Origin of the sequence: Spiroplasma endosymbiont of Cleonymus obscurus (genome assembly GCF_964273375.1) — a bacterium.
Classification (GTDB): Bacteria; Bacillota_I; Bacilli_A; order Mycoplasmatales; family VBWQ01; genus Spiroplasma_E.
The window spans coordinates 736,504-761,127 of record NZ_CAXWWA010000002.1 but is presented as its reverse complement, the minus strand read 5'-3'; the positions used below and the strand labels follow the sequence as shown (position 1 = coordinate 761,127).

Below are 24,624 nucleotides of genomic sequence, written 5' to 3'. Positions count from 1 at the left end.
ATATGAAAAAATGTTACTAATATTAAAAATAAAAAATATCAGTAACTAGGTAATTATTTAAATAATATTATTTAAAACACTTGATATCAATATAAGAACCTGTTTAGAATCTTTTCAATAAAATTGAAATAAAGGTAAGAACAACCATTTGTAAGCTAGTATTTAATTTTTTTTCACAATTTTTTCATAATCTTCTGCATTTTTCTAATCATGCAAAACTTCGTTCTACAACTCATCTTTTTGGTAATACTACAAAAGAATGTAATTCATTACGTTTTATAACTTCAACATTTGCATTTATAATTGTTTTAATTTTAGAAGCAAATTTTTCACCAGTATAACCAGCATCTACTAGTATTTTTTGAACTGCAGAAAGATTCTCTTTTTCATTTTCAATCATTATTATAGCACTGTTACGATCTGTTTTTTCTGCTGTGGTTATGTAAATTGCATGTGGTAAACCTTGAGAATCAACAGCAATATGACGCTTTATTCCTGAAATCTTTTTACCAGCATCATAACCTTTGTTTTTAGTAGTATCTGTATTTTTAACACTTTGTGAATCAATTATACAAAAACTAGTTTGTTCTTTTCTACCATTATTGATACGAAATGCCATGACTAATTTTTTTTAAAACTAATTGTAATACACTAGGTTCTTTACCATTATTTTTACTTCAAACTTGAAAATAATAATATACAATTTGTCATTTTGGAAAATCTTTTGGTAACATTCTTCATTGACAACCACTTTTTAATACATATAAAACTGCACAAAATACTTCATATAAATCTAAGCTTCTTGGTTTAGTTCTCTTTTTAGTATTTTCTAAAATTGATTTTATATTTTCAAATTGCTCTTTGCTAACATTACTAGGATAATTTTTACGCATATATACCTCTTATATTAAAATATATAATCATTTTACCCTATTTCTCTAAAAGATTTTAAACAGGTTCTAAATGATATTTCTAAAACACATCCTGACTTGGTTACAAAAATTGCAAAGGAATGATATGGTAAAAACAATCAGACTGATTGGATTGTAAAGCACGGTTGTAGGACCCTTTTGAAAAAAGGCAATATGGAGGTAATGAAAATCTTTGGTTTTACCAATATTGATTGTGTAAATGTGATTGATTTTGCTTTAGGTACTGAATTTGTTTCTATTGGAGAAAATATGACTTTTTTGGATGGGTTACACTTTATTGGACACTAATTACGTAGACAAGTGAACAAATTAGTTAAAAGAAAGGAAATATAATTATGGCCAATATTAACTCATATAATGATGAATTTAAAAAACAAATAGTATTTTTATATCAAAATGGCAAATCAGTATCTTGCCTTGCTAAAGAATACAACGTTACAAGAGCAGCTACTTATAAATGAATTAAGCAATTTACAAATTCAGGCAGTTTTAAAACTAAAGATAATCTTTCGGATTTAGAAAAACAATTAATTCAAGCAAATAAAGAATTAAAACAATTAAGAATGGAGAATGATATTTTAAAGCAAGCAGCACTAATAATAGGCAGAAAGTAGAGATTATTACAAATAATAAATCTAAATATAAAATTCGTCCAATTTGTCGTTTTTTAAAACTTTCTAAATCAACATATTATTTTAATTTAAAGAAAAAAGAAGATAAAATCAAAAATAATATGTATGATGAAGCTGTTATTAGTGCTTTTAAACAAAATAAAGAAGTTTATGGAACAAGAAGATTAAAAGTCAGTCTAGAAAATAAAGAAATTTATTTATCACGCAAAAAAATTAAAGAAATTATGAATCAGCATAATTTAATATCAAAATACACTAAATTATCATTTAAAAATCATCATAACAAAGTCAATGATAGCCAAATAAGCAATCTTGTGAATAGAAACTTTAATAATAGGCTTAAAAATGAAGTTATTGTTAGTGATTTAACTTATGTTCAAGTTAATGGTAAGTGAAACTATATTTGCTTATTAATCGACCTATTTAACCGCGAAATTATTGGACATAGTGTAGGTGTACTAAAAAAGATGCATCATTAGTATATCAAGCATTTATGCAATCAAATCGCTGTTTAAAAGATATTCAAATATTTCATAGTGATCGCGGTAATGAATTCAATAATAAAACTATTGATAAACTTTTATTAGCATTCAATATTACCCGTTCTTTAAGCAAAAAAGGTTGTCCTTATGATAATGCTGTTGCTGAAGCAACTTTCAAAACTTTCAAAACTGAATTTATTAATGATAAAAATTTTACATCATTAATCCAATTAAAATTAGAATTATTTGATTATATCAATTGATACAACAACATACGAATCCACAGCACTTTAAACTACCTAACTCCAGTTAAATATCATGAAAAAATGTCTACCAAAAAATAGTCCTAAAAAGGGTTGCCATTCCAATACAGAAGATTATGAAAAAATTGTGAAAGAAAACTAAATACTAGTTTACAAATGGTTGTTCTTTCATTTATTTCAGTTTTATTAAAAAGATTCTAAACAGGTTCTAAGTCATCAGTTTTATACTGTGTAAAAATACTAACTGTTTTATTATATCAATTAATTTCGCCATTCATTCCATCAGGAATACTTTTAGTATTAACTTCTAAATTCTCAATTTTGTTTATATTTGCATCAATATTAAGAACATAATTTGTATTATTTAATGTTTTAACGAAAAAATTAGTTGAAGATTTACCCTTATTTTCTTGATTATTTAATAATTTTATTTCACTTATTTCATTAGTTAAATTTATTGTTTTTAATACAACTAATTCATTTTCAGAATTAAGATTTCTCTCAATTATTCTAACTGTCATTTTTTGTTGTCGATCAAATAAAAGTAATAATTGACTATTAATATTCAATAAATCATAATCATCAGAAATTTCAAAATTATATTTTCCTTTAATAACTTGACCTGATGAATCAATAATTTGAATATTTTTACTATCTTCTTTTAAAATATATGTTTTACTATTTAATCTAATAATATCAATTCCATAAAGATCTAATTCAGAATATGTATTACTTACATAATCATAAATTAATACTTGATTATTATCATCTTTAATTACTCAAACTTCCCTATTAGTTTTAAAAAAATATTTTGCTGTTCACGATAATTTATTAATAGTAAAATCGGAATTACTTATTAAAAGACTATAGTCTCCATTATCTGACTTAATAATAACTTCATCATCACGAATATAGTTAATTTCTTTTATTGTATGAAATAAAGAAACAAATTTTAATGGCATTAATTTTTGATCTTTTACTTCTCCAAGAGTAAGTATAGTGTGATTTAAAATTTTTGTTTCAATTAAAAATTTTGTATTACTAATTGCTGTTACCTTGCCATAAAGATTAAATTCTTTAAATATTTCTATTTTTAATGAAGTTAAAACACCATTAGAAGTTAATAAATACAGGTTTTTGGTAGATTTTTCGGTAATGTTTAGTAATCTGTGTAACTTACAAAAATAACTATGTTTAATTAATTCTAGTAAATATAATTAAATGACTAGAAAGAGTGAGTTACAGATGGCTAAAAAAGATAACTTTAATAATAATGATCCAATATCAAAAGCAGTAGATTTATTATTAGAAAATACTGAAGATTTAACAACAGTTTTTAAAGAAGGAGGTTTATATAAAGAATTAACAAAACGTTTAGTTGAAAAAATGTTGAATTCTGAGATGCAAAATTATTTAGGATATGAAAAAAATCAACATAGTAATAGTGACAATGCTCGTAATGGTATAAGTTCAAAAAAATTAATAACTCAACAAGGTAAAATTGAGATTGATGTACCACGAGATCGTAATAGTAATTTTACTCCTGTAATAGTGCCAAAAAGACAGAGAAGATTTGATGGTTTTGATCAACAAGTTCTTTCCTTATATGCAAAAGGTATGACATTATCAGATATTAGAATGCAGTTACAAGAGTTATATCATGGTGCTGATATTAGTGAAAGTGTTATTAGTCACAAATTACTGATGATGTGATTGATGATGTCAAAGCATGACAAAATAGACCATTAGAAGGCATTTATCCCATTGTTTATTTTGATTGTATAGTAGTTAAAGTACGACAAGATAAACGCATTATTAACAAATCAGTTTATATAGCTTTAGGTGTTGATTTAGAAGGTAAAAAAGATGTTTTAGGTTTATGAATTAGTGAAAATGAAGGCGCTAAATTTTGATTAGCAAATTTCACAGAAATGAAAAATCGTGGCTTAAATGATATTCTTATTGCTTGTAGTGACAACTTAACAGGCATGTCAGAAGCAATACAATCAGTTTATCCTAAAACTGAACATCAATTATGTATAGTTCATCAAATCTGAAATAGTTTAAAATATGTTTCATACAAACATCGAAAATCACTAGTTACAGATTTAAAGCCAATTTATAATGCATGTAGTGAAGAACAAGCAATGCAAGCTTTAGAATCATTTGAAAGTAAATGAAATAAACACTATCCTCAAATTGCTAAATCTTGATATAAAAATTGAGATAATTTAATGATTTTTATTAGTTATCCTCCAGAAATCAAAAGAGTGATTTATACTACAAATGCTATTGAATCTGTTAATAGTCAATTACGAAAAGTCATCAGAAATAAAAAAGTTTTTCCAAATGATATGGCAGTTTTCAAAATATTTTACTTAGCAATTGAAAATATAACAAAAAAATGAACAATGCCCATTCAAAATTGAAATACAGCAATTGCTCATTTTATGATAAAATTTGAAGACAGAATTAATCTGAACTAGTACTTTGCAAAACAAAGATACACAGATTATTAAAAAGCCTCGATTTTTCTGTTAAAATTCCGTAATTTCCTCCTTGACCATTAGTGAATTCAGTGAATCTTACATGATCAGGATTAGAAATTTCTTGAAACTTCTTATCTTTATCTAAAAATCATAATTGATTTCCATTAATCACTAAACCAAGATTATTATTAAAAAAATAAAATTTACCTTTTTTATTCAAATTAATTAAAGAAATATCATCTTTATTTTGTTGAAGATTACATTTTAAATCTTGTAACTGATTAGCATTCGTACCTATATTATTAGTATTTAAAATACTACTTAAACTGCTAACAGTTGTTGCAAGTGTTAAAACACTTAATGTTTTTAATAATGCTTTCATGATGAAAACCCCCTTTTTCCCCATTAACTTCTTAAATTTAAGAAGTTAATTACATTTTAATTTTCAAAAAAAAATAAAAAATAAAAAATTAATATTAAAGTATTCTAATCTATTTTCTAAAAAATATTTTTTATCAAAACCATTCTCCTTTTTAAAATCTTTAATTTGACAAATTTTAAAATATGCTTATCAAATAACTTCTATTTACAATTAATTTATTTTCATAAAATTAATAAATCCATTACTTAAAACTAAAGTAAAGGATTAATTTTTATATTAAACTAATAATATATTTATAATGTTATTTTTGGTAATTCTTTTCTAAAGATTAAATAATACATACCAGGTAATAAAATACCACCACCAATAAAATTACCAAATAAGGTTGGAAGTTGTACTTGATAACCAAATTGTAAAAAGTCATTAAATCCACTATGAATTCCATAAATATTAAACAAAGGTCCTAATCCTCAAACATAAGAATTTGCTACAACGTGAGAAAAACCAGATAAGGCAAAAACCATAATTACTAATCCTATTAATAAAAATTTAGCAGTAGATGAACGAGTGGCATGAGAAATATAAACACTTCCTGCTACTAAAAAATTACATAATATACCACTAAAAAAGGCTTTTCATCAAGACATTACTAATTTATGATTAAAAATACTAACAGCATTATCCAAAAAAGCTTGATTATCAAAAAATCCTGCTCATCATGTAAATAATGAAAGAATAAAACAACCTATAAAATTACCAATTAATACTACTAGTAAGTTAATTAACATTCTTGTTAACTTAACTTGTTTTTTTATTAATGGCATAAATATCATGGAATTAGAAGTAAAAAGTTCACCACCCATAAAGACAATCATAGTAATTGCTAAAGTAAAAATAAAACCAAATGTTAAATTTTTAATACCATTATCACTTAATCCTCTACTACCAAAAATAGCCGCAATATAAGCAATACCAACAAAAAGTCCGGCCGCAATACCCATTAAAAAAGTTTTTAATAACGGACTTTGTGCTTTCTTTAATGCATACTTATAAACAGCAATATAAGTTTCAATACTTGTTAATGTTTCTTCATTATTCATATTTTCTACACTTGTATTCACGAATAAACTACTCCTATCTTTTATTTAATAGCAGCAAAAGCTGTTCTAAAGTTTCTTTAATAATTGCACAAGATTTATCAAATGCCGTTTGCTCTTCTTTCGTTAATGGTAACTGAACTACTCTTTTTCAACCTTTTTCGTAAAGTATTGTTGGTACACCAATATAAAAACCTTGCTGTCCATATTCTCCTTGTAAATAAGCACCCGCTACTAAAACGTGATTTTGTCCTTCAAGGATATTTCTTACTAATAATGCCAATGCTGCACCAATACCATAAAAAGTTGCGCGTTTTAATTTAATAATTTTATAAGCTCTTTGTGCTACTTCTTTTCTTAATTCTTCTAAATCTTTTTCTTTAATTCTACCTTCAGTAATTTGTTGATAAATAGTTTTATTACCTACCGAAACCGAACTTCAAGGAATCATTGAAGAATCACCATGTTCACCAATTACATAAGCAGCAACTGACTTTGGATTAACTGCAATTTTTTCTCCAATTAAATATTGTAAACGTAAGGTATCTAAAATTGTACCAGAACCTAATACTTGATGATAATCAAATTGTGTAATTTTTTGATAAACAGTTGTCATTATATCAACAGGATTAGATGCAATAATAGTAACACCTTTAAATCCTGATTTTTTAATTTCTAAAGCAATGCTCTTCATAATTTTGGCATTATCTGCTACCATATTTAATCTTGTTTCACCATCTTTTTGTGGTCTTCCAGCAGTAATAACAATAATATCAGCATCTTTACAATCACTGTAATTTCCAGCCTTAATTGAAATAAAAGGATGATCTAAAGCTGCTTGACAATCAGCAAAATCAATCGCATTACCTTCAACTATACCTTCAAAAGCATCAATTAATACATATTCTTGGGCTAAACCTTGATTAATGGCACTGTAAATAAAACTACTACCAACAGCTCCACATCCAACAAGGACAATTTTTCGTTTTGCCATATTTACCTCCATATTTTTTGCATTTCATGTAACAGTACTTTATCCTCGGCACTATTTTAATAACTTACTTTTTAAAATAAAAGTTACAATGATATGTAATATTTTTATTATGCTTTTTATATAAGAATGTTAAAAAAATAAAAATCTAATTAACAAGGACAAAAATTTATTACATTTTTATCTTATCACTATTTTAATAAAAAAATAAAACTTATTTTTTTATTAAAATAAGTTTTATTTTTTCTTTTAAATTTTTGTTTTTCAATTAATAACAATCCCTTTTGGTCTAGTAAAAGCAAGTAACGAAGGACGAATACCTTGTACGCCAAGACCTGAATCCTTAACACCAACAAAAGAAAAGTGATCGGGACCACGTTGTGACTGATCATTAATATTAACACTTCCAACTTCTAATAATTTACCAATACTCATTGCACTATTAATATTAGTAGTAAAAACAGAAGCTTGTAAACCATATTGTGAATCATTTGTAATATTAATTGCTTCTTTTACTTCATCAAAAATAATAATCGGCAACAATGGTGCAAAAGGTTCTTCTCATGCTAAATTCATTTTTGTTGTTACGTCAGTAATAATAGTTGGTCACATTAAATTTTCTTTAAATTTATTACCAATTAAACAATTGGCTCCTTTATCTAAAGCATCTTTAATTAATTTTTTAGCATTATCAACTGTTGGTTGATCAATAACAGGAGTAATATCACAATCATCTGTGGGCAAACCAACAGTTAATTTTTCAACTTTTTCTTTTAAAATTGGAATTAATTTGCTACTAATTGTTCTTTGTATTAACACTCTCTTAATAGCAGTACATCGTTGTCCTGAATAACTAAATGCACCTTTAATGATTTTGGTTGCTGTATCTTCAAGATCAGCATCATTAAGCACTATTGCTGGATCTTTACCTCCTAATTCTAAAATCAAATCAGCTTTTAAAGATTTCTGTGAAATACGATTACCAACAACAGCACTACCAGTAAAAGAAATAACATTAATTGCTTCATTTTCAACTAAACTATCACCAATTTCACTACCTTTACCACTTATAGCATTAAAAACACCATTAGGAATGTTAGCTTCTTTGGCTAATTTAGCTAAGTGTAATCCCACCAATGATCCTTGTGTTGCAGGTTTAAAAACAACACTATTACCGGTCACAAGTGCTGGAAATATTTTAGAGACTGATAAATTTATCGGATAATTAAAAGGGGAAATAGCAAGAACAATTCCTTTTGGTACGTATTCAAAAATAGCTAATTTGTTCATACTTCCTCAACTATCACCTGTATAAGATTCAGGATGAAGACGTAATGCTTCTTGTAAAGTATATTCAATATATTCAACTGTTCTATCAATTTCACTGCAAGCCGCTTTTGTGCCTTTAGCAATTTCATTGGTCATTAATTCAGCAAGTATTAATTTATCGCGAATAATTAATTGTTTTCAAAAATTTAAAAAAGAAATTCTTTTTAAAATAGGCATTTGTTCTCAATTTTTTTGAGCAAATTTTGCAAATTCATATACTTTTTTAATTTCAACTTTAGTTAAGGCAGGAACTTGGCCTGCTATTTTATTAGTAGTGGGGTTAATAACTGATATTCAATTACCATTTTCATACAACTCACCATTAATTAGAGATTGATATTTAATAATATTATTTGTCATCTATACTTCCTCCTTAAATCACTACTATAATAATTATAGCATTGATATAAGTCCTATCCTATTCACTCTTAACTAAAATTATTATTTAAATTTATATTATGAAAATCAAAAAACTAATTCTTTAAAAAAGTTCATAATTTTCAATAAAAAAGTTTATTTTAAATACCATTGTTGCTTTCTTTTGTATTAAAATTTTCTGATATTGATGATATATCAGCATCAATAACATCAGTTTTTAAATCAATCACTAAATTATTACCACCAGCAATAATATCATCAGCAACTACTTTGCCAGTTCCTTCATTTACCTTGCTAAGATTAATGTCACTTGCTTTAATCACTAATCATTTTTCTTTTTTCGTTAATATATTAATAAAAGATGTTGCTGGTGATAAGAAGGTTTTAATAATACTAATACTTTTACTTTTAGGAACTTTTATTACTTTATTACCTTTTGTTGTTCGTGAAGTTTGTTCAATAGTATTGAATAACATTCGTTTAATTGTTCCAACTGATGTTAACATTGCATAAATATCATTACTATTACCACAAGCCATTCCTACCACTTCATCTTCTTCAGAATTAATTTTCAAAGCTTTAACACCTGTTGCAGTTTTAGTTAATAATGGAACTTTCGTTTCTAAATATTTTAAAGTCATACCCTTGCGAGTACTAATAACAATAAAATCATGACCGGTAGTACTATTAACACTAATAACACTATCGTTCTCTTTTAACTTAACATATTTGGCGGTTTTATTAAATCTAGTAGTTGCTAACTCTAAAAGTGGCATTCTTTTAATTAAACCATATCTAGTAGCGACTACTATATTTACATTTGGCTGTTCAAAACTATTAACTTGCGCAACACTAATAATTTTTTCATTTCCTTCAAGTTTACATAACGTATTAACATGAATACCATTATCTTTTCATTTATTTTCTTCTAATTTAAAAATTGGTATTAAAAAATAATTACCTTTATTTGTAAAAAATAATAAATTATTAAAATTATTGAACATTGCTCCACCAATAATAACATCATTTGGCTTACGTCCAAAATCTTGATAATCAAGATTTTGTAAAAATACTTTACTACTTATTACCTTAATTCAACCATCATAACTAATACTAACAAATACATTTTCTTGTCGCAATGTTGCTTTTTCATCAATTGTAATTTCAGAAATTTCACCTTGAATTTGTGATTTTCTTAATCCAGAAAAATGAGAATTAATTTGTTCTAACTCAGTAATAATAACTTGACGTAGTGAATTTTCATTATTAAGAATTTCTTGTAAAACAATAATTTTACTTTCAATATCTGCTTTTTCTAAAACTAATGATTGAATATCAGTAGCAGTTAAACGATATAAACGCAATTGTACAATTGCTTCTGCTTGAATATCAGTAAAATTAAAAGCTGATATTAAATTTAATTTTGCTTGCATACGGTCAGTTGATGTTCTAATAATTTTAATTACTTTATCAACTTCACTTAATGCAATAACTAAACCATTAACAATCTCTAATCTTCGTTCTAATTGTGCTAAGTCATATTGTGAACGCTTAGTAACAACATCAATTTGATGATTAATATAAAAATCTAACATATTAATTAAATTCATTTGTACTGGTTTTTTGTTAGCGATTGCTACTAAATTAAAGTTATAATAAATTTGTAAATTGGTATTTTTAAATAAATAATTTAAAATTTCTTGCGGTTTACTATCTTCTACTAAATCAATAACTATTCGTAAACCAAAACGATCCGTTTCATCACGTACTTCTTTAATACCATGAATTTTTGCTAATGTTTTAACATCATCAATTTTTTTAATCAAATCTTGTTTAATAACTTCAAATGGAATTTCGGTAATAATTATTTGTGGAATTTCACCTTCATTATTAATATGAGTTTTAGCACGAATTGCAATTCGCCCTTTACCAGAACGATAAGCTTCTTTAATACCTTTAATACCTTGAATAATTCCTCCGGTTGGAAAGTCAGGACCCTTAATAACACGCATTAATTCGCTTAAATTACATTGTGGATTATTAATTCTCATGACAATTGCATTAATTACTTCTTGTAAATTATGAGGTGGAATATTAGTTGCCATTCCAACAGCAATTCCAGAAGCACCATTTACTAATAAATTTGGAAAATAGGCAGGTAAAACTGTTGGTTCTGTTTCTGATTCATCAAAATTTTTAATTAAACTAACAGTATTTTTCTTAATATCCTTCAATAATAATTCTGAAATTAATGATAAACGCGCTTCTGTATATCGCATCGCAGCAGGATTATCACCATCAATTGAACCTTTATTACCATGCATTTGTACTAATGGTCATGCTACCTTTCACTCTTGTGCCATTCTACACATAGCAGCATAAACCGCTGTATCACCATGAGGATGATATTTACCAATTACTTCTCCAACAACACGAGCTGCTTTTTTATATGCTTTATCATTGGTTAAACCCAAATCATTCATAGCATGCAAAATTCGACGTTGAACTGGTTTCAAACCATCACGGATATCGGGCAATGCTCGTTCTAAAATAATATATTTGGCATATCGACCAAAACGTTCTGCAACAATATCATCAATAGGATAAGATAAAATTTGTTCATTATTTTGTTGAATCTCTTCTTTACTATTCATAACTTATAAACTCCTTTTTCTTAATAATCACTAGCTTCAAAAGAAATATTTTCTTCAATTCATTTTCGTCTTTTTTCTGGTTTATCACCCATTAATATTTGAATTTCTGTTTCTGCTGATAGAGCATCCTCAATAGTAATTTTAATTAATTGACGGACATTTGGATCCATAGTTGTTTCTCATAATTGTTCAGCATTCATTTCTCCTAAACCTTTATAACGTTGCAGGTCATATTTACCTTTAATTGTTTCAACTTTATCTTTTAATTCTAACTCATTTCAAACATATACATGTTTCTCTTGCTCTTCTTCTTTAAAAGAAATTTTAAATAAAGGCGGTAATGCAATATAAATATTACCCGAAGTAATTAAATCTCGCATATAACGATAGAAAAAAGTTAGTAATAAAATTTGAATATGGGCACCATCAGTATCGGCATCAGTCATAATAATGACTTTATTATAATTACAATTTTCAATACTAAATTCGTTACCAACACCAGCACCAATCGCATTAATAATCATACTAATTTCCTCATTATTAAAAAGATCAATTACTTTAGTTTTTTCGGCATTAATTACTTTTCCTTTTAACGGTAATATCGCTTGGAACTTACGATCACGACCTGACTTGGCACTGCCACCAGCGGAATCTCCTTCCACTAAAAATAATTCATTAATGTTAGGATTTTTACTTTGTGCAGGCACCAATTTACCTACTAAAAATTTTTGCGTATCTTTACTTTTATTACGCAATGATTCGCGTTCTTTTCTTAAAGCATTACGAATATCACGAGCCTTAATGGCTTTATCAATAATTTTTTTAGCAGCATCACTATTTTCGTGAAGTCAAAATGAAAATCTTTCATTAACAATATTATCAACAACAATTCTTGCTTCGGGCGTTCCTAATTTACCTTTTGTTTGACCTTCATATTGAATTAAATTTTCAGGAATACGCAACGAAACAATAGCAACCAAACCTTCTCGCAAATCATTACCTTCTAAATTTTTATCTTTTGCTTTTAATAATTCTTGTTTTCTTGCATATTCATTAATAGCTTTCGTTAAACCACTTTTAAAACCAACTAAATGACTTCCACCATCAACAGTTTTAACATTATTAGCAAACCCTACTAACGTTTCACTATAATCTTCAGTATATTGTAATACAATTTCAACGTCAATATTATTTTGTTTACCTTTTAAACTAACAATTGGTGATAAATTTTTTTTATCTTTATTTAAATATTGCATGAAAGCAACTAAGCCATTTTCATAATGAAAAGTTTCTTCAGTACCTGTCCTCTTATCAATTAATTGAATACTTAAATCATTAATTAAAAAAGCACTTTCACGTAAATGTTGTTCAAATAAATGAACATTTCAATCACAACCTAGAAAAACACGATGAAAATCAGGTAAAAATTGTACCCTAGTTCCTGTTTTATAAGTGCTACCAATCATTTTTAAACTTTGATCAATCTTACCACCATTTTTAAATTTAATTTCATGAATTTTTTTATCACGATGAATAGTAACAATCATTCAATTACTTAAAGCATTTACTACTGAAGCACCAACACCATGTAAACCACCCGAGGTTTTATAACTATTAGTGTCAAATTTTCCACCAGCATGTAAAACCGTATAAATAACTTCTGGAGTACTTTTTTTTGAAGCATGCATACCAGTTGGAACACCACGACCATTGTCTTCAACAGTAACTGACTTATCAAAATTAATAGTAACAACAATACTAGTACAAAAGCCAGCTAATGCTTCATCAATACCATTATCAACAATTTCTCAAACTAGATGATGAAGACCACGATTATCAGTAGAACCAATATACATTCCTGGTCTTTTTCTAACTGCTTCTAGACCTTCTAAAATTTGAATTGATGATTCATTATAAACACTGCTTTTTGGTTTATTTGCCATGAAAAAAACTCCTTACTACAATTTATTTCATTTTCATTTTATCATATATTTATTTATTTAAAGATAATGTCGATAAAAGAACTAAATAAATTTTATAATTTAAAGTTAAAGGTTTCTATACAAAATTTAATATAATACATTTAAAATAAATATTTAATTAAGTATCGTTTTTGTTTATGTTTGCTTTTATAATTTTTTATGTTAAAATTTGTTTGTTATTAAAATATATAAAATTAGTTTTTAAAACTAGAATTACGGAGTTTTATATATGAATATTCAGCAAGATTTTTATGTTAAAAAGATTTTTTATGCTTGTTATGTTAAAAATGTAGTTTTACCTATTTCTTTTTTGAATAATATTGGAAATAAGAAAGGTAAATGTTATGTTGGTAATAAACAAAAGTTAAGAAATAATACTGTTCGTACTAAAACTAATTTAATTCAAAAAGCATTACATAATTTTTATGATAGTAAAATGTTGAGTTTTGTTACTTTAACTTATAAAGATAATATACAAGATATTAAAAAAGCAAAAAAAGATATTCGTTTATTTTTTCTTAAATTAAAAAAATGATGAAATGACCCTAAACGTTTTGAACATTTGGGAGAATTAAAATATTTTTATGTTTATGAATATCAAGAACGTGGGGCTATTCATTTTCATATAATTTTTAATAGAAAGATATATAAAAGTATGTTAGCAGAATGATGAACTCACGGTTTTAATGATTTAAAAGTAGTTAAAAAAGGTACAAATGAATTTGTTATTAAATATTTAGGAAAATATGTTACAAAAGCATTAGATGATGTTAAATCTATAAATCAAGCAGATGTAGGTGTAAAGGCTTATGCTTTTAGTCGTAATTGTAAAAATCCTATTGTAGTTCGTGGAATTAAGAAATTAACAATTGGAGATATAATTAAAGCAAGTTTTAATGCTACAAATGTATTTTATTTTAAAACTCAAAGAGATAGTAGTGGTGATACTGTTATGATTGGTGGTATTATTGAAAGTACTGTTGTAAATGATTATTTTAAAGAATATGAAGATTACGAAAGATATGTATATTTAAGTGCTTTATCGTATAAGCATTATTTACGAACTAGTGAAATCGGTTATTTAATTCAAAGAGATAAAGATGTTTTGATTTGGGCAGAGAAAGTTTTTGGTAATAAAGTTGAAAAAATAGATTTTAAGAAAAAAGTTTTACATTAGAAAAAAAACTAGTTTTTCTATATTTTTACTTGTATATATATAATGGTTAATGAATACTAGTAATTACCGTAATTCTTACTAGTGTTCGTTTTTTTTATTGTATTTTTATTTTTTATGTTATAATAATTTTGTAAGTATAGGTTTACCCTACTATGCTTAACTTATTAAATTTTTAATTTAATGAATTACGGAGGTTAAGTATTTTTTTATGTTTAAAGTACAGTTAGTTAATATTGAAAAAGGGCGTATTATTCCCGATAAAAATAATAAAGGTCAAACATTAAAGTTTGATGTTTTGAAGTTTGTAGAAATAAATAAACAAACAAGCGTGCCAACTGGTCAAACACGTGATAAATGATATAATCCGGAATTTGCTAGTGATTTTAATAATTGTTTATCTACTGTTGATTTAAAAGTTGGTAATTTTTATTCACTTGAACTTGATTTAAGCGGTAATATTAAAAAACTTTCTAATTGAAAATAATTATTTTTAAAAGGGTAATTTTAAATAATTATTAATATGTTAGGAGTTAATTTTAAATTATGGTTAAAAATGATAATTGTTCATGTGAACAAGCATTTCATTTAGCAATTTATATATGTAAACTTTGTGACCAAGTTATTTGTCCTAAAAGAGTTTTACAAAACTTATATACTAAAAAATATTATTGTCCGAATTGTATATTAGATATTGCTTTAAATAAATCAATGAGACAACAAGAAAGTAAGTTAAATTATGAGACATAAGTGTAGTGATTGGACTTATGAAAGAGTATTTGGTTGTGAAATGTGTTACAGAGTTGCTAATGAAATGCAACGAATAAGAAAAGAGAATAAAAGAAAAAAGTAAAAATTAAATAAGGGGCTTATATATGGATTATATATTTTTCATTAAGCCCCAATGGATTAGATTATAATTCATAAATAAGCTCCTTATTAGTATATAAAGTAAGGAGTTTTATTTATGCCCAATGAGTTAGAACAAACTAGCAATTATACTTTAACTAAAATTTTAAGAACTGGATTAAGTCCATTAAGTGCTATGGTAGGAGTTAGTGCTTATTATGGTCAATATTTAAAAGACCCAATTTTAGGTTCTATTAATTCTTTGCTATTTAGTAAAAAATTAGGTTTAGATATATGAAATTTAAATCAAAGACCAAATACTAAAACTAAATTAATTAATAGTAGTAAAAAAATATTATTAGGTTTAGGAACAATTGGTTTAATTAATTATGCTAAGTTTGTTCAGTATGTAGATAAGTCTGTGTCTTTATTAAGAGATGAACCTTGTTTTTGACCACCTTGTCCAACTGAACCACCTAAACCAACGTATCCACCATTTACAACTGTTAAACCGATAGTTGATAATCCTTTTGTAGATTGAGATACTTATATATCTTTAAATAGTTTTGGTATATCAAATCTTATTAGTGGAATAACTGAGTTAATACCTAATAAATTTGAAGCAATAAGAAAAATTTGTAATATGGCAACTGGTGGTTGTTTAATTTCAAGTGGTGTTGCTATGGGTATAAATAATGATTTTAATAATGCTTATGCAGTACCTACCATAATTGCTGGTGCAAGTGAGATTATTAATACTTTATTGTTACCTTTGGGAAGTACATATAATAGTACGGAATTACAAGAAGTATTTACAGATGAAAGAGCAAGATTAATTAATGGTAGTGTTAATGATTATCAAAGTACAAATGACAGTATGGTTGATGTTGATTTAAATGATGATAATATGTCGGAGATTAATTTAGATAGAGCAAGTTTAAATTGGGATTATTCTTAAGCTTATACACTAGGTGGTGTTTAAAATGAGAAAATATATGCTATGAATTTTAAAATTTTTGGTATTAACTGGATGTATTACATTTGGTTTATTTTTAGGATTAATTCCTAGTATTGTAGTTTTAGGAATAGTTGCAATTAAACCGTTAGTATTTGTTGTTAGTATAGGTATGGGTTATATTGCTATTCCATGAAATAAAATGAAAAATAAAATAATGGATTGAGTATTTAAAAAGAAAGAAAATAAATTTATTAAAAATAATGATTTAAAAGTTGAAAGAAAAAGATATGAAAAACAAAAAATAGAAAGAAAATTTGAAAATTTAAATAATCAAATAAAAGATTTAAAACAAACATTAGAATTTCAAAATAAATTATTGGAAATTAATAATGAAATTCCAAAGATTAATGAACAAAATAAAACAATAAAAACGTTTATTTTATAAGGAGCGAATTAATTTATGAAAAAAGATAAATGAAAAAATATGCCAAGACAAAAGTTGCATAAGAAAAAGGCAAAAAGAAATTTTGAACAGAGATTATATGAAAATATGAGTTTTGATAGTTTTTTAGGAGGTAAAAAATAATGGTTAAATGAATAGTTGTGATAATTGCTGTGCTTGGTACTTCTTGGGCTTTTAAAGGTACTATTAAAAAGTTAGTTTGAAAATTTAAACATAGAAAACACAATGTAGTTGACCCAGATTGTTGATATTGTAAAGAACAAAAGCGTAAAGAAAGAGCAAGAAAAGAATTAGAGGAGGGAGGTGATTAGTATGCCAAAAGGATTAAGTGCTTTAATAGAAATGATTGGAGGTATTGGCCAAAAATTATTAGAATCTTTTAGTTATGTTTTTAACTGAGTATTTGCGGGTGATTCTATAATGACAAATTGACCGGTATTAATTCCAATATTTATGATGGTCTTAGTATTTATTAAAGAATTTATTGGACATATTATTCGTGGATTTAGATAGAAAAAATTAAATTTGTTTTTGGGAGGTAATAGTTATGATTAAATTATTTTTTGCAATAATTTTTGTTTTTCCTTTATTAGGTAAACTTTTACCTTCTTTAAATAATATTGTGCAAAATATTTTGCAAAGTTATATTACTGATTTTTCTGGTTTACATAATTTGTCTTTGGTTATTAAAAGTTTTATTTTTGGTGATAGTTCACAACAAATAGTTTCAATGCCAGCACCATTGTTAGCAATTATTTTAGTGCTTTTTACTTTTTCATTAATTTTAAAATTATTAAAAATAATATAGGAGTAGTTTATTATGGGTGTTGCTTTTATTTCAAAAGTTTTAGAACTATTTGGACAAATTTTTATGAAATTTTGAAATTTGCCAATAACAGATTTAGGTTTTAATTTGGGAACTTTTGTTGTTTTTATTCTTTTAATAAAGTTTGCTATGTCAGTTTTTTTAAATATTGATATTCAGCCAGTTTCTACATCGGGGACTGTAAAGCAAAGTTATAGAAATATTAAAGGCAGTTCAAAATTTGTTGGAAAGCAAATTGCTAAACAACATGAAAGAAAACGTTTAAGAAATAAGGCTAAGGGTGTTGAAAATAAAAAAGGGAAGTTTGTAGGTACTTAATTATGAGTGATTTTGTGAATAGTATATTGCATTTAATTTTTATATTTTCTAGTAATGATATTGGTATATTTTTAAATCAAACTAATATTACTGATGAAGTTTATATTTTGTTTAATTTGACTTTTTGGTTGGTATTAGGTGTTTTTTTTAATTTTATTTATCGTAGTATTAAATTTATTTTTAGGTCATTGTTTGGGTAGGTATTAAGTATGAGTGTTTGAGATATTTACAATAAAATACATCAATGTATAGTTGATTATTGAACTATGTTTATAGGTAATCCAGTTGATGATTTTACTACTATTTTATGAAATTTAGTAGTTTATGGAACTCAGTTTTTTATTGGATTTATTATATTTTATGGTTTATGATGAGTTTTAAGATGTTTGTTTGGTAAATAATTATGTGATTTAAATTTGCTAAATTATTTTTTGTTGTAAATACTTCTGTTCAAGCACCAACTAGTTTAATTGCTTCAAATGACCCTAATGTTGTTAATTATGATATTACAAAAGAAATGGTTAAGCATGTTAAATACCATAGTTTTGATGATTGAGCAACAATTCCATGAAATTCTGCTTATTTTGATGTTGACCAACCAGATTTAAAATTAGTAAGTGGTGAATTTATAGGTAATAATGAAGGTTTATATACGTGTTATTATTATAGTGATACAGTTGGTGTTCCGTCACAAATGATAGATATGGGAACTGGTGTTTATACTTTTAATAGAAAACAATTAGATGAATTTTCACGTATTATGTTTAATCATAATTATGTTGCAAAGAATAATACTAATAATTTAAATTTTGTTAATACTGGTAAAAGTATTATAAATTTTCAAACACAATTAAATTTTGAAATTGATAAACCTTTAAGTTTTTATATTCAAGGTTTTATGTTTTATTTTGAATATGAATATTTTAAAACTTTTACTGCTAATTTTACTTTTAGTTTTTTAGATTATGTTGGTGATACAAAATATGTTTTTAAAGGTAAAGTTGATAATGATATTTATCAGCAAGATTTATATAATTTTGTTACTATGCCTATTCGTGTTCCAAATTTAAGACATTTAACAGTATTTTTTGATGTTCATGGTGAATCAACTAGACCAACTTTTTCACCACAGTTGAATTTTGGTCAAATCAATATTTTTTCAAGTGAAAATATAACGCCAGTGCCACCAAATAGTCCTTTTAATCCCGAATATGAAAGACCAAGTTGATATGATGTTTTTGCACATTTACGTAATGCTTTTAGATGAGTACTTTATGGTGTTGTTGGTAAAGTTTTACCAGTTGAACCATTAAGACAATTTCTTTTTACAACAGATAGTTTATTACGACATATTTTTTCAGATACGATTAGTACTGCTTTAAATGTTGATATTGTTAGTGGAATAGAAAATATTATACCTTTATGATTATTTGTTAGAGCAATTAGTTTAATTATAGGTTAGGAGTTTATTATGCCTTGATATGGTTATGTGTTATTAGTTATAGGTTTGATTATAATTATTTATCCAATTCTTATAACTATTCGTAATGTTAAAATTTTAAAACGAGTTGGTAGTTATATTATTTCAGCACCTCCAAGGACTGGCAAATCTGCCCTTGCTTGTTGTTTAGCACAAACTCATAAGAAACGAGTAGTTAGAGTCCTTTCCCTATTAAGTTAAAGACTGGTTATTCTTATTTGGTTAATTATAACGATGTTTTTACTTTTAATCAGTTAGCAAGTAATTATGCTTTTGAGGAACAAGATTTAATAATTTTAGATGAATTAGCATTAAAAATAAATTCTAATGATTTAGGAGTACAGTTTAAAAATCAACAAGAAAGTTTAGGACAATTTTGTAAGTTAATAGGTCACATGTTTAATGGTACAATGTATTTGATTGAACAACACCCTAATAGAATACCAGTACAAGCAAGAGAAAAAGTTGAGTATGTTGTTCAAGTTAAACGTATGCGTTTTTTGGGTTTTATTGTTATATTTAATCTTAATTTATATACTAATATTGAGGATTATAATAAAGTAGTATTTTCACGTCGTAGAACAAAGAAAATGATTAAAAGAGGTATTATGCCTCCAAGTTATAGTGGTGAAGCAATGGCTATGACTTTATTTTTTCCTAGACACTGGTTAAAAAGGTATAATTCACGTGCTTTACATTATGTGCATGAACTTAAAAGTGAATTGTCGCCTAAGAAATATCTTAAAGAAGCAAGTAGTATTGATATGAATTATAATGATATTAAGTCTGCTGGTTTGGATAAATTAGATAATATTTTGAAGAAAAAAGAAAAAAATAAATAAAAAAATAGTATAATAAATAAATAAAAATTATAATAAATATAAGTTTTTAACTCATTATCTTTTTTAAAAGTAAATGGGTTTTTTTATTTTGAAAGGAAGATATAATTATGAAAATAGAAAATAATTATAAGGAAAATCAAGATTTGAATAATAATTTAAATTTATTAGCAGATGTTGCTTGTAAACAAACATTATTGTTTTCAAAATGTGATGAAGTTAAAGAATTTGTTTTTGGAGAAATTAATAAATTAAAAGAATATGCAATATATTATAATAAAAATATTAAAAATTTAGATATTAAAGAAATAAATAATTTAATTGAAAATGAACTTTTAAAAAATGAAAATTCAATCTTACTAAAAATATAAACAAAAATATAGTTCCAGCGAACCTGCTGGAACTATAAATTGGGTGAGCCACATAGTGGCGAGGGACGTAGTCCCTATATACTTGATCTAATAATTTTTAATTATTAATAAAACAGTTATAAAATAAATATAAAAAAACTATTAACTTTTAATTAATTTAAAAGTTAATATTTGAATCATAAAAAAAATAAATATAATAATCTTATAAAGATTATAGAATTTTATCGCTTATTTATTTTAATATTTACAAAGTAAATGGGTTTTTTATTGTTAAAGGAGTAAAAAAATGAATGACGATTTAAATGAAAAATTAATAAATAGTGCTTGAAATGGTGATTTAGATACAATTAATATTTTACTGACAAATAATGGTGCTGATGTTAATTATTTAACTATAAATAATTTTAGTGCTTTAACACTAGCGGCCTGAAATGGACACTTAAATATCGTTAAAACTTTACTAGAAAATGGTGCTAATATCAATCATGCTAATATATTTGGTAATACTGCTTTATTATTAGCTGCTGAAAATAATCATATTGAAATAGTTAATACACTAATAGAAAATAACGCTAATATTAATCATGAAAATAATGGTAATGAAACTGCTTTATTATTAGCTGCTAAAAATGGACACTTAAATATCGTTAATAGTTTAATAATGCAACATAATATTAATATTAATCATCCTAATAATTTTAATAATACTGCTTTAACACTAGCTGCTAAAAATGGACACTTAAATATCGTTAATGTATTAATAACACATAATGCCAATGTTAATCATATAAATGAAGATAATGATGAAACCGCTTTAATCTTAGCCGCCAGAAATGGACACCATGAAATCATTAATCTCTTAATCGATAATTTTGCTAATATTAATCATGAAAATCGTTATGGTGATACAGCTTTAATATGAGCCGTTAGAAACGGACACTTAAATATTGTTAATAGCTTAATAATGCAACATAATATTAATATTAATCATGAAAATATAGAAGGTTACACTGCTTTCAAGTGAGCCGCCAGAAACGGACACCATGAAATCATTAATCTCTTAATCGATAATTTTGCTAATATTAATCATGAAAATCGTTATGGTGATACAGCTTTAATATGAGCCGTTAGAAACGGACACTTAAATATTGTTAATAGCTTAATAATGCAACATAATATTAATATTAATCATGAAAATATAGAAGGTTACACTGCTTTCAAGTGAGCCGCCAGAAACGGATATTTAGATATAGCTAATGTTATAATAGCGCATAATGCTAATGCTGATCATACAAATCAAATAAATAATAATGCTTTATAGTATGAAGCGCGCGAAATGGTTATCTAAATATAGTTAATAGTTTAATAGTACATAATACCAATATTAATTATGTAAATGAAAAAGGTGATACAGCTTTAATATGAAGTACTTGAAAAGGTTATTTGGAAATAGTTAACACTTTACTAACAAAAAATGTTAATGTTAATTATTCAGATCAATCTGGTTATAGTCCTTTAATGATAGCTGCTGAAAATGGTTTTTTAGAAATTACTAATGCTTTAATAGAAAATAACGCTAATCTTAATTATGCAAATCAAAATGGTAATACAGCTTTAATGATGGCCAATAAAAATAACCATATAAAAATAGCAAGAATAATCGAGCAAATAAATCAACTAAATCAACTAAAAGCAGAAAATTTAATAAATGCTAAAGAAATGATACTAAACATTAATAAGGCTTTAAATGAACAACTAAAAAAACCTAATGAAATAAAAGATAATCAAAATGATAATGAAATTTGAAAAAATAATCAAGAAGAAATTATTGAAATCATTGATAACTATGAACATAATTTAAATCAAAAACTTAAAAATATTAATTCAGAACTTAATAATCATTCTCTAAAAAAAGATTTTATTAATATTATCAAGTTTGGAAAAGAAAATTATTCATTATTACATATAGCAGTATTAAATGATTGACAAAAATTAGTAACTTATTTAATAAATGAATGACCAGTTGATATTGATTATAAAGATAATTCAGGAAATTCGGCATGAAATCATGCTTGTATGTTATTACAATCAAAAAATACTTTGACTATTAAAAAAGAACATCAATTAACTTATAAAAATAAAGTATTTATAAAACAATTAATTCCTTCATCTCCAAATTGAAATCCAATTGAAAAAAAAGAAATTAATAAAAATGCCAGTGAAAATAGAAAAAAATTATTGACTATTATATGCCAAAAGATAAAAATAGTATTGAAAGTTGAGAACATATTAGTAGTATCATCGATTTACAAATGCAAAATTCTTTCACAAAGGTAATGTTTAGTAATCTGTGTAACTTACAAAAATAACTATGTTTAATTAATTCTAGTAAATATAATTAAATGACTAGAAAGAGTGAGTTACAGATGGCTAAAAAAGATAACTTTAATAATAATGATCCAATATCAAAAGCAGTAGATTTATTATTAGAAAATACTGAAGATTTAACAACAGTTTTTAAAGAAGGGGGTTTATATAAAGAATTAACAAAACGTTTAGTTGAAAAAATGTTGAATTCTGAGATGCAAAATTATTTAGGATATGAAAAAAATCAACATAGTAATAGTGACAATGCTCGTAATGGTATAAGTTCAAAAAAATTAATAACTCAACAAGGTAAAATTGAGATTGATGTACCACGAGATCGTAATAGTAATTTTACTCCTGTAATAGTGCCAAAAAGACAGAGAAGATTTGATGGTTTTGATCAACAAGTTCTTTCCTTATATGCAAAAGGTATGACATTATCAGATATTAGAATGCAGTTACAAGAGTTATATCATGGTGCTGATATTAGTGAAAGTGTTATTAGTCAAATTACTGATGATGTGATTGATGATGTCAAAGCATGACAAAATAGACCATTAGAAGGCATTTATCCCATTGTTTATTTTGATTGTATAGTAGTTAAAGTACGACAAGATAAACGCATTATTAACAAATCAGTTTATATAGCTTTAGGTGTTGATTTAGAAGGTAAAAAAGATGTTTTAGGTTTATGAATTAGTGAAAATGAAGGCGCTAAATTTTGATTAGCAAATTTCACAGAAATGAAAAATCGTGGCTTAAATGATATTCTTATTGCTTGTAGTGACAACTTAACAGGCATGTCAGAAGCAATACAATCAGTTTATCCTAAAACTGAACATCAATTATGTATAGTTCATCAAATCAGAAATAGTTTAAAATATGTTTCATACAAACATCGAAAATCACTAGTTACAGATTTAAAGCCAATTTATAATGCATGTAGTGAAGAACAAGCAATGCAAGCTTTAGAATCATTTGAAAGTAAATGAAATAAACACTATCCTCAAATTGCTAAATCTTGATATAAAAATTGAGATAATTTAATGATTTTTATTAGTTATCCTCCAGAAATCAAAAGAGTGATTTATACTACAAATGCTATTGAATCTGTAAATAGTCAATTACGAAAAGTTATCAGAAATAAAAAAGTTTTTCCAAATGATATGGCAGTTTTCAAAATATTTTACTTAGCAATTGAAAATATAACAAAAAAATGAACAATGCCCATTCAAAATTGAAATACAGCAATTGCTCATTTTATGATAAAATTTGAAGACAGAATTAATCTGAACTAGTACTTTGCAAAACAAAGATACACAGATTATTAAAAAGCCTCTTCACAAACGAAAGCAATACCTTAAAATT

26 protein-coding genes and 4 pseudogenes are annotated in these 24,624 nt (G+C 25.5%); 22 read left to right on the top strand and 8 right to left on the bottom strand.

What is annotated here, in order from left to right:
* Positions 1-103: 103 nt before the first annotated feature.
* Positions 104-893 (bottom strand): IS5 family transposase gene (locus ACI2WJ_RS04915; RefSeq protein WP_400254935.1). Its coding sequence is split into 2 segments (ribosomal slippage): positions 104-631 and positions 633-893, totalling 789 coding nucleotides; the frame shifts between segments, so codons are not numbered across the junction.
* Between the two features lie 66 nt (positions 894-959).
* Between ACI2WJ_RS04915 and ACI2WJ_RS04910 the strand changes: the two are divergent.
* The 3 pseudogenes from ACI2WJ_RS04910 to ACI2WJ_RS04900 form a co-directional block, all read left to right on the top strand.
* Positions 960-1,190, top strand: a pseudogene (locus ACI2WJ_RS04910) (hypothetical protein); the annotation flags it as partial.
* 77 nt (positions 1,191-1,267) lie between these two features.
* Positions 1,268-2,390 (top strand): annotated as a pseudogene (locus tag ACI2WJ_RS04905) (IS3 family transposase).
* A gap of 27 nt (positions 2,391-2,417) precedes the next feature.
* Positions 2,418-2,510, top strand: a pseudogene (locus ACI2WJ_RS04900) (IS5/IS1182 family transposase); the annotation flags it as partial.
* Here the strand turns inward: ACI2WJ_RS04900 and ACI2WJ_RS04895 are convergent.
* The gene (locus ACI2WJ_RS04895) at positions 2,507-3,271 is read right to left on the bottom strand and encodes a hypothetical protein (protein WP_400255010.1); all 765 of its coding nucleotides are present in this window, start codon (positions 3,269-3,271) and stop codon (positions 2,507-2,509) included. The pseudogene ACI2WJ_RS04900 and the gene ACI2WJ_RS04895 overlap by 4 nt on opposite strands.
* 283 nt (positions 3,272-3,554) lie before the next feature.
* Here ACI2WJ_RS04895 and ACI2WJ_RS04890 point away from each other — a divergent pair.
* A pseudogene (locus ACI2WJ_RS04890) lies at positions 3,555-4,795 on the top strand (IS256 family transposase).
* On the opposite strand, the gene ACI2WJ_RS04885 reads toward ACI2WJ_RS04890, so the two are convergent.
* From ACI2WJ_RS04885 to parE, 6 genes are all read right to left on the bottom strand, one after another.
* A complete protein-coding gene (locus ACI2WJ_RS04885) occupies positions 4,782-5,180 on the bottom strand; it encodes a hypothetical protein (RefSeq protein WP_400255009.1) in 399 nt (132 codons plus the stop codon). The pseudogene ACI2WJ_RS04890 and the gene ACI2WJ_RS04885 overlap by 14 nt on opposite strands.
* Before the next feature lie 293 nt (positions 5,181-5,473).
* Positions 5,474-6,280, bottom strand: coding sequence for a formate/nitrite transporter family protein (locus tag ACI2WJ_RS04880; protein WP_400255008.1), 807 nt, complete (start codon positions 6,278-6,280; stop codon positions 5,474-5,476).
* Positions 6,281-6,314: 34 nt separating this feature from the next.
* A complete protein-coding gene (locus tag ACI2WJ_RS04875; protein WP_400255007.1) occupies positions 6,315-7,271 on the bottom strand; it encodes an L-lactate dehydrogenase in 957 nt (318 codons plus the stop codon).
* 246 nt (positions 7,272-7,517) lie between these two features.
* Positions 7,518-8,957 carry an NADP-dependent glyceraldehyde-3-phosphate dehydrogenase gene (locus ACI2WJ_RS04870; RefSeq protein ID WP_400255006.1) on the bottom strand — a complete coding sequence of 480 codons (1,440 nt, stop codon included), beginning with the start codon at positions 8,955-8,957 and terminating at the stop codon, positions 7,518-7,520.
* A 158-nt stretch (positions 8,958-9,115) separates the two neighbouring features.
* Positions 9,116-11,629, bottom strand: a complete 2,514-nt coding sequence (gene parC / locus ACI2WJ_RS04865; protein WP_400255005.1) for a DNA topoisomerase IV subunit A — start codon at positions 11,627-11,629, stop codon at positions 9,116-9,118.
* Between the two features lie 20 nt (positions 11,630-11,649).
* Entirely contained in the window at positions 11,650-13,572 is a 1,923-nt protein-coding gene (parE, locus tag ACI2WJ_RS04860) for a DNA topoisomerase IV subunit B (RefSeq protein ID WP_338959197.1), read from the bottom strand.
* Positions 13,573-13,840: 268 nt separating this feature from the next.
* Here parE and ACI2WJ_RS04855 point away from each other — a divergent pair, with 268 nt between their 5' ends.
* The 18 genes from ACI2WJ_RS04855 to ACI2WJ_RS04770 all read left to right on the top strand — a co-directional run bounded on the left by ACI2WJ_RS04855 (position 13,841) and on the right by ACI2WJ_RS04770 (position 24,554).
* Positions 13,841-14,788, top strand: a complete 948-nt coding sequence (locus tag ACI2WJ_RS04855) for a rolling circle replication-associated protein (protein WP_400255004.1) — start codon at positions 13,841-13,843, stop codon at positions 14,786-14,788.
* 208 nt (positions 14,789-14,996) lie between these two features.
* The gene (locus ACI2WJ_RS04850; RefSeq protein WP_281748222.1) at positions 14,997-15,272 is read left to right on the top strand and encodes a hypothetical protein; all 276 of its coding nucleotides are present in this window, start codon (positions 14,997-14,999) and stop codon (positions 15,270-15,272) included.
* Between the two features lie 59 nt (positions 15,273-15,331).
* Complete coding sequence (locus ACI2WJ_RS04845; RefSeq protein WP_400255003.1) at positions 15,332-15,535, top strand: hypothetical protein; 204 nt, start codon at positions 15,332-15,334, stop codon at positions 15,533-15,535.
* A 217-nt stretch (positions 15,536-15,752) separates the two neighbouring features.
* Entirely contained in the window at positions 15,753-16,592 is an 840-nt protein-coding gene (locus tag ACI2WJ_RS04840) for a hypothetical protein (protein WP_400255002.1), read from the top strand.
* 25 nt (positions 16,593-16,617) lie between these two features.
* A complete protein-coding gene (locus tag ACI2WJ_RS04835) occupies positions 16,618-17,037 on the top strand; it encodes a hypothetical protein (RefSeq protein WP_400255001.1) in 420 nt (139 codons plus the stop codon).
* A 15-nt stretch (positions 17,038-17,052) separates the two neighbouring features.
* Positions 17,053-17,178 carry a hypothetical protein gene (locus ACI2WJ_RS04830; protein ID WP_338956920.1) on the top strand — a complete coding sequence of 42 codons (126 nt, stop codon included), beginning with the start codon at positions 17,053-17,055 and terminating at the stop codon, positions 17,176-17,178.
* Positions 17,178-17,366, top strand: coding sequence for a hypothetical protein (locus ACI2WJ_RS04825; RefSeq protein WP_338960158.1), 189 nt, complete (start codon positions 17,178-17,180; stop codon positions 17,364-17,366). Before ACI2WJ_RS04830 ends, ACI2WJ_RS04825 begins: the two co-directional genes overlap by 1 nt.
* Before the next feature lies 1 nt (position 17,367).
* The gene (locus ACI2WJ_RS04820; protein ID WP_338956925.1) at positions 17,368-17,568 is read left to right on the top strand and encodes a hypothetical protein; all 201 of its coding nucleotides are present in this window, start codon (positions 17,368-17,370) and stop codon (positions 17,566-17,568) included.
* 34 nt (positions 17,569-17,602) lie between these two features.
* Complete coding sequence (locus tag ACI2WJ_RS04815) at positions 17,603-17,863, top strand: hypothetical protein (protein WP_338956747.1); 261 nt, start codon at positions 17,603-17,605, stop codon at positions 17,861-17,863.
* 12 nt (positions 17,864-17,875) lie between these two features.
* Positions 17,876-18,199: a hypothetical protein gene (locus ACI2WJ_RS04810; protein ID WP_400255000.1), complete on the top strand. Its 324-nt coding sequence runs from the start codon at positions 17,876-17,878 to the stop codon at positions 18,197-18,199.
* Between the two features lie 209 nt (positions 18,200-18,408).
* The gene (locus tag ACI2WJ_RS04805; RefSeq protein ID WP_342257242.1) at positions 18,409-18,600 is read left to right on the top strand and encodes a hypothetical protein; all 192 of its coding nucleotides are present in this window, start codon (positions 18,409-18,411) and stop codon (positions 18,598-18,600) included.
* Positions 18,601-18,602: 2 nt separating this feature from the next.
* Positions 18,603-19,661 (top strand): hypothetical protein, encoded by a 1,059-nt coding sequence (locus ACI2WJ_RS04800; protein ID WP_400254999.1) that lies wholly within the window; start codon positions 18,603-18,605, stop codon positions 19,659-19,661.
* Positions 19,662-19,670: 9 nt separating this feature from the next.
* Positions 19,671-19,880 (top strand): hypothetical protein, encoded by a 210-nt coding sequence (locus ACI2WJ_RS04795; RefSeq protein WP_400254463.1) that lies wholly within the window; start codon positions 19,671-19,673, stop codon positions 19,878-19,880.
* Between the two features lie 17 nt (positions 19,881-19,897).
* Positions 19,898-20,521, top strand: a complete 624-nt coding sequence (locus ACI2WJ_RS04790) for a hypothetical protein (RefSeq protein WP_400254998.1) — start codon at positions 19,898-19,900, stop codon at positions 20,519-20,521.
* Between the two features lie 107 nt (positions 20,522-20,628).
* The gene (locus tag ACI2WJ_RS04785) at positions 20,629-20,889 is read left to right on the top strand and encodes a hypothetical protein (RefSeq protein WP_342257245.1); all 261 of its coding nucleotides are present in this window, start codon (positions 20,629-20,631) and stop codon (positions 20,887-20,889) included.
* A gap of 286 nt (positions 20,890-21,175) precedes the next feature.
* Complete coding sequence (locus tag ACI2WJ_RS04780) at positions 21,176-22,210, top strand: ankyrin repeat domain-containing protein (RefSeq protein WP_400254997.1); 1,035 nt, start codon at positions 21,176-21,178, stop codon at positions 22,208-22,210.
* 122 nt (positions 22,211-22,332) lie between these two features.
* Complete coding sequence (locus ACI2WJ_RS04775; RefSeq protein WP_400254996.1) at positions 22,333-23,226, top strand: ankyrin repeat domain-containing protein; 894 nt, start codon at positions 22,333-22,335, stop codon at positions 23,224-23,226.
* Between the two features lie 89 nt (positions 23,227-23,315).
* Positions 23,316-24,554 carry an IS256 family transposase gene (locus tag ACI2WJ_RS04770; RefSeq protein WP_338980998.1) on the top strand — a complete coding sequence of 413 codons (1,239 nt, stop codon included), beginning with the start codon at positions 23,316-23,318 and terminating at the stop codon, positions 24,552-24,554.
* Positions 24,555-24,624: the final 70 nt, after the last annotated feature.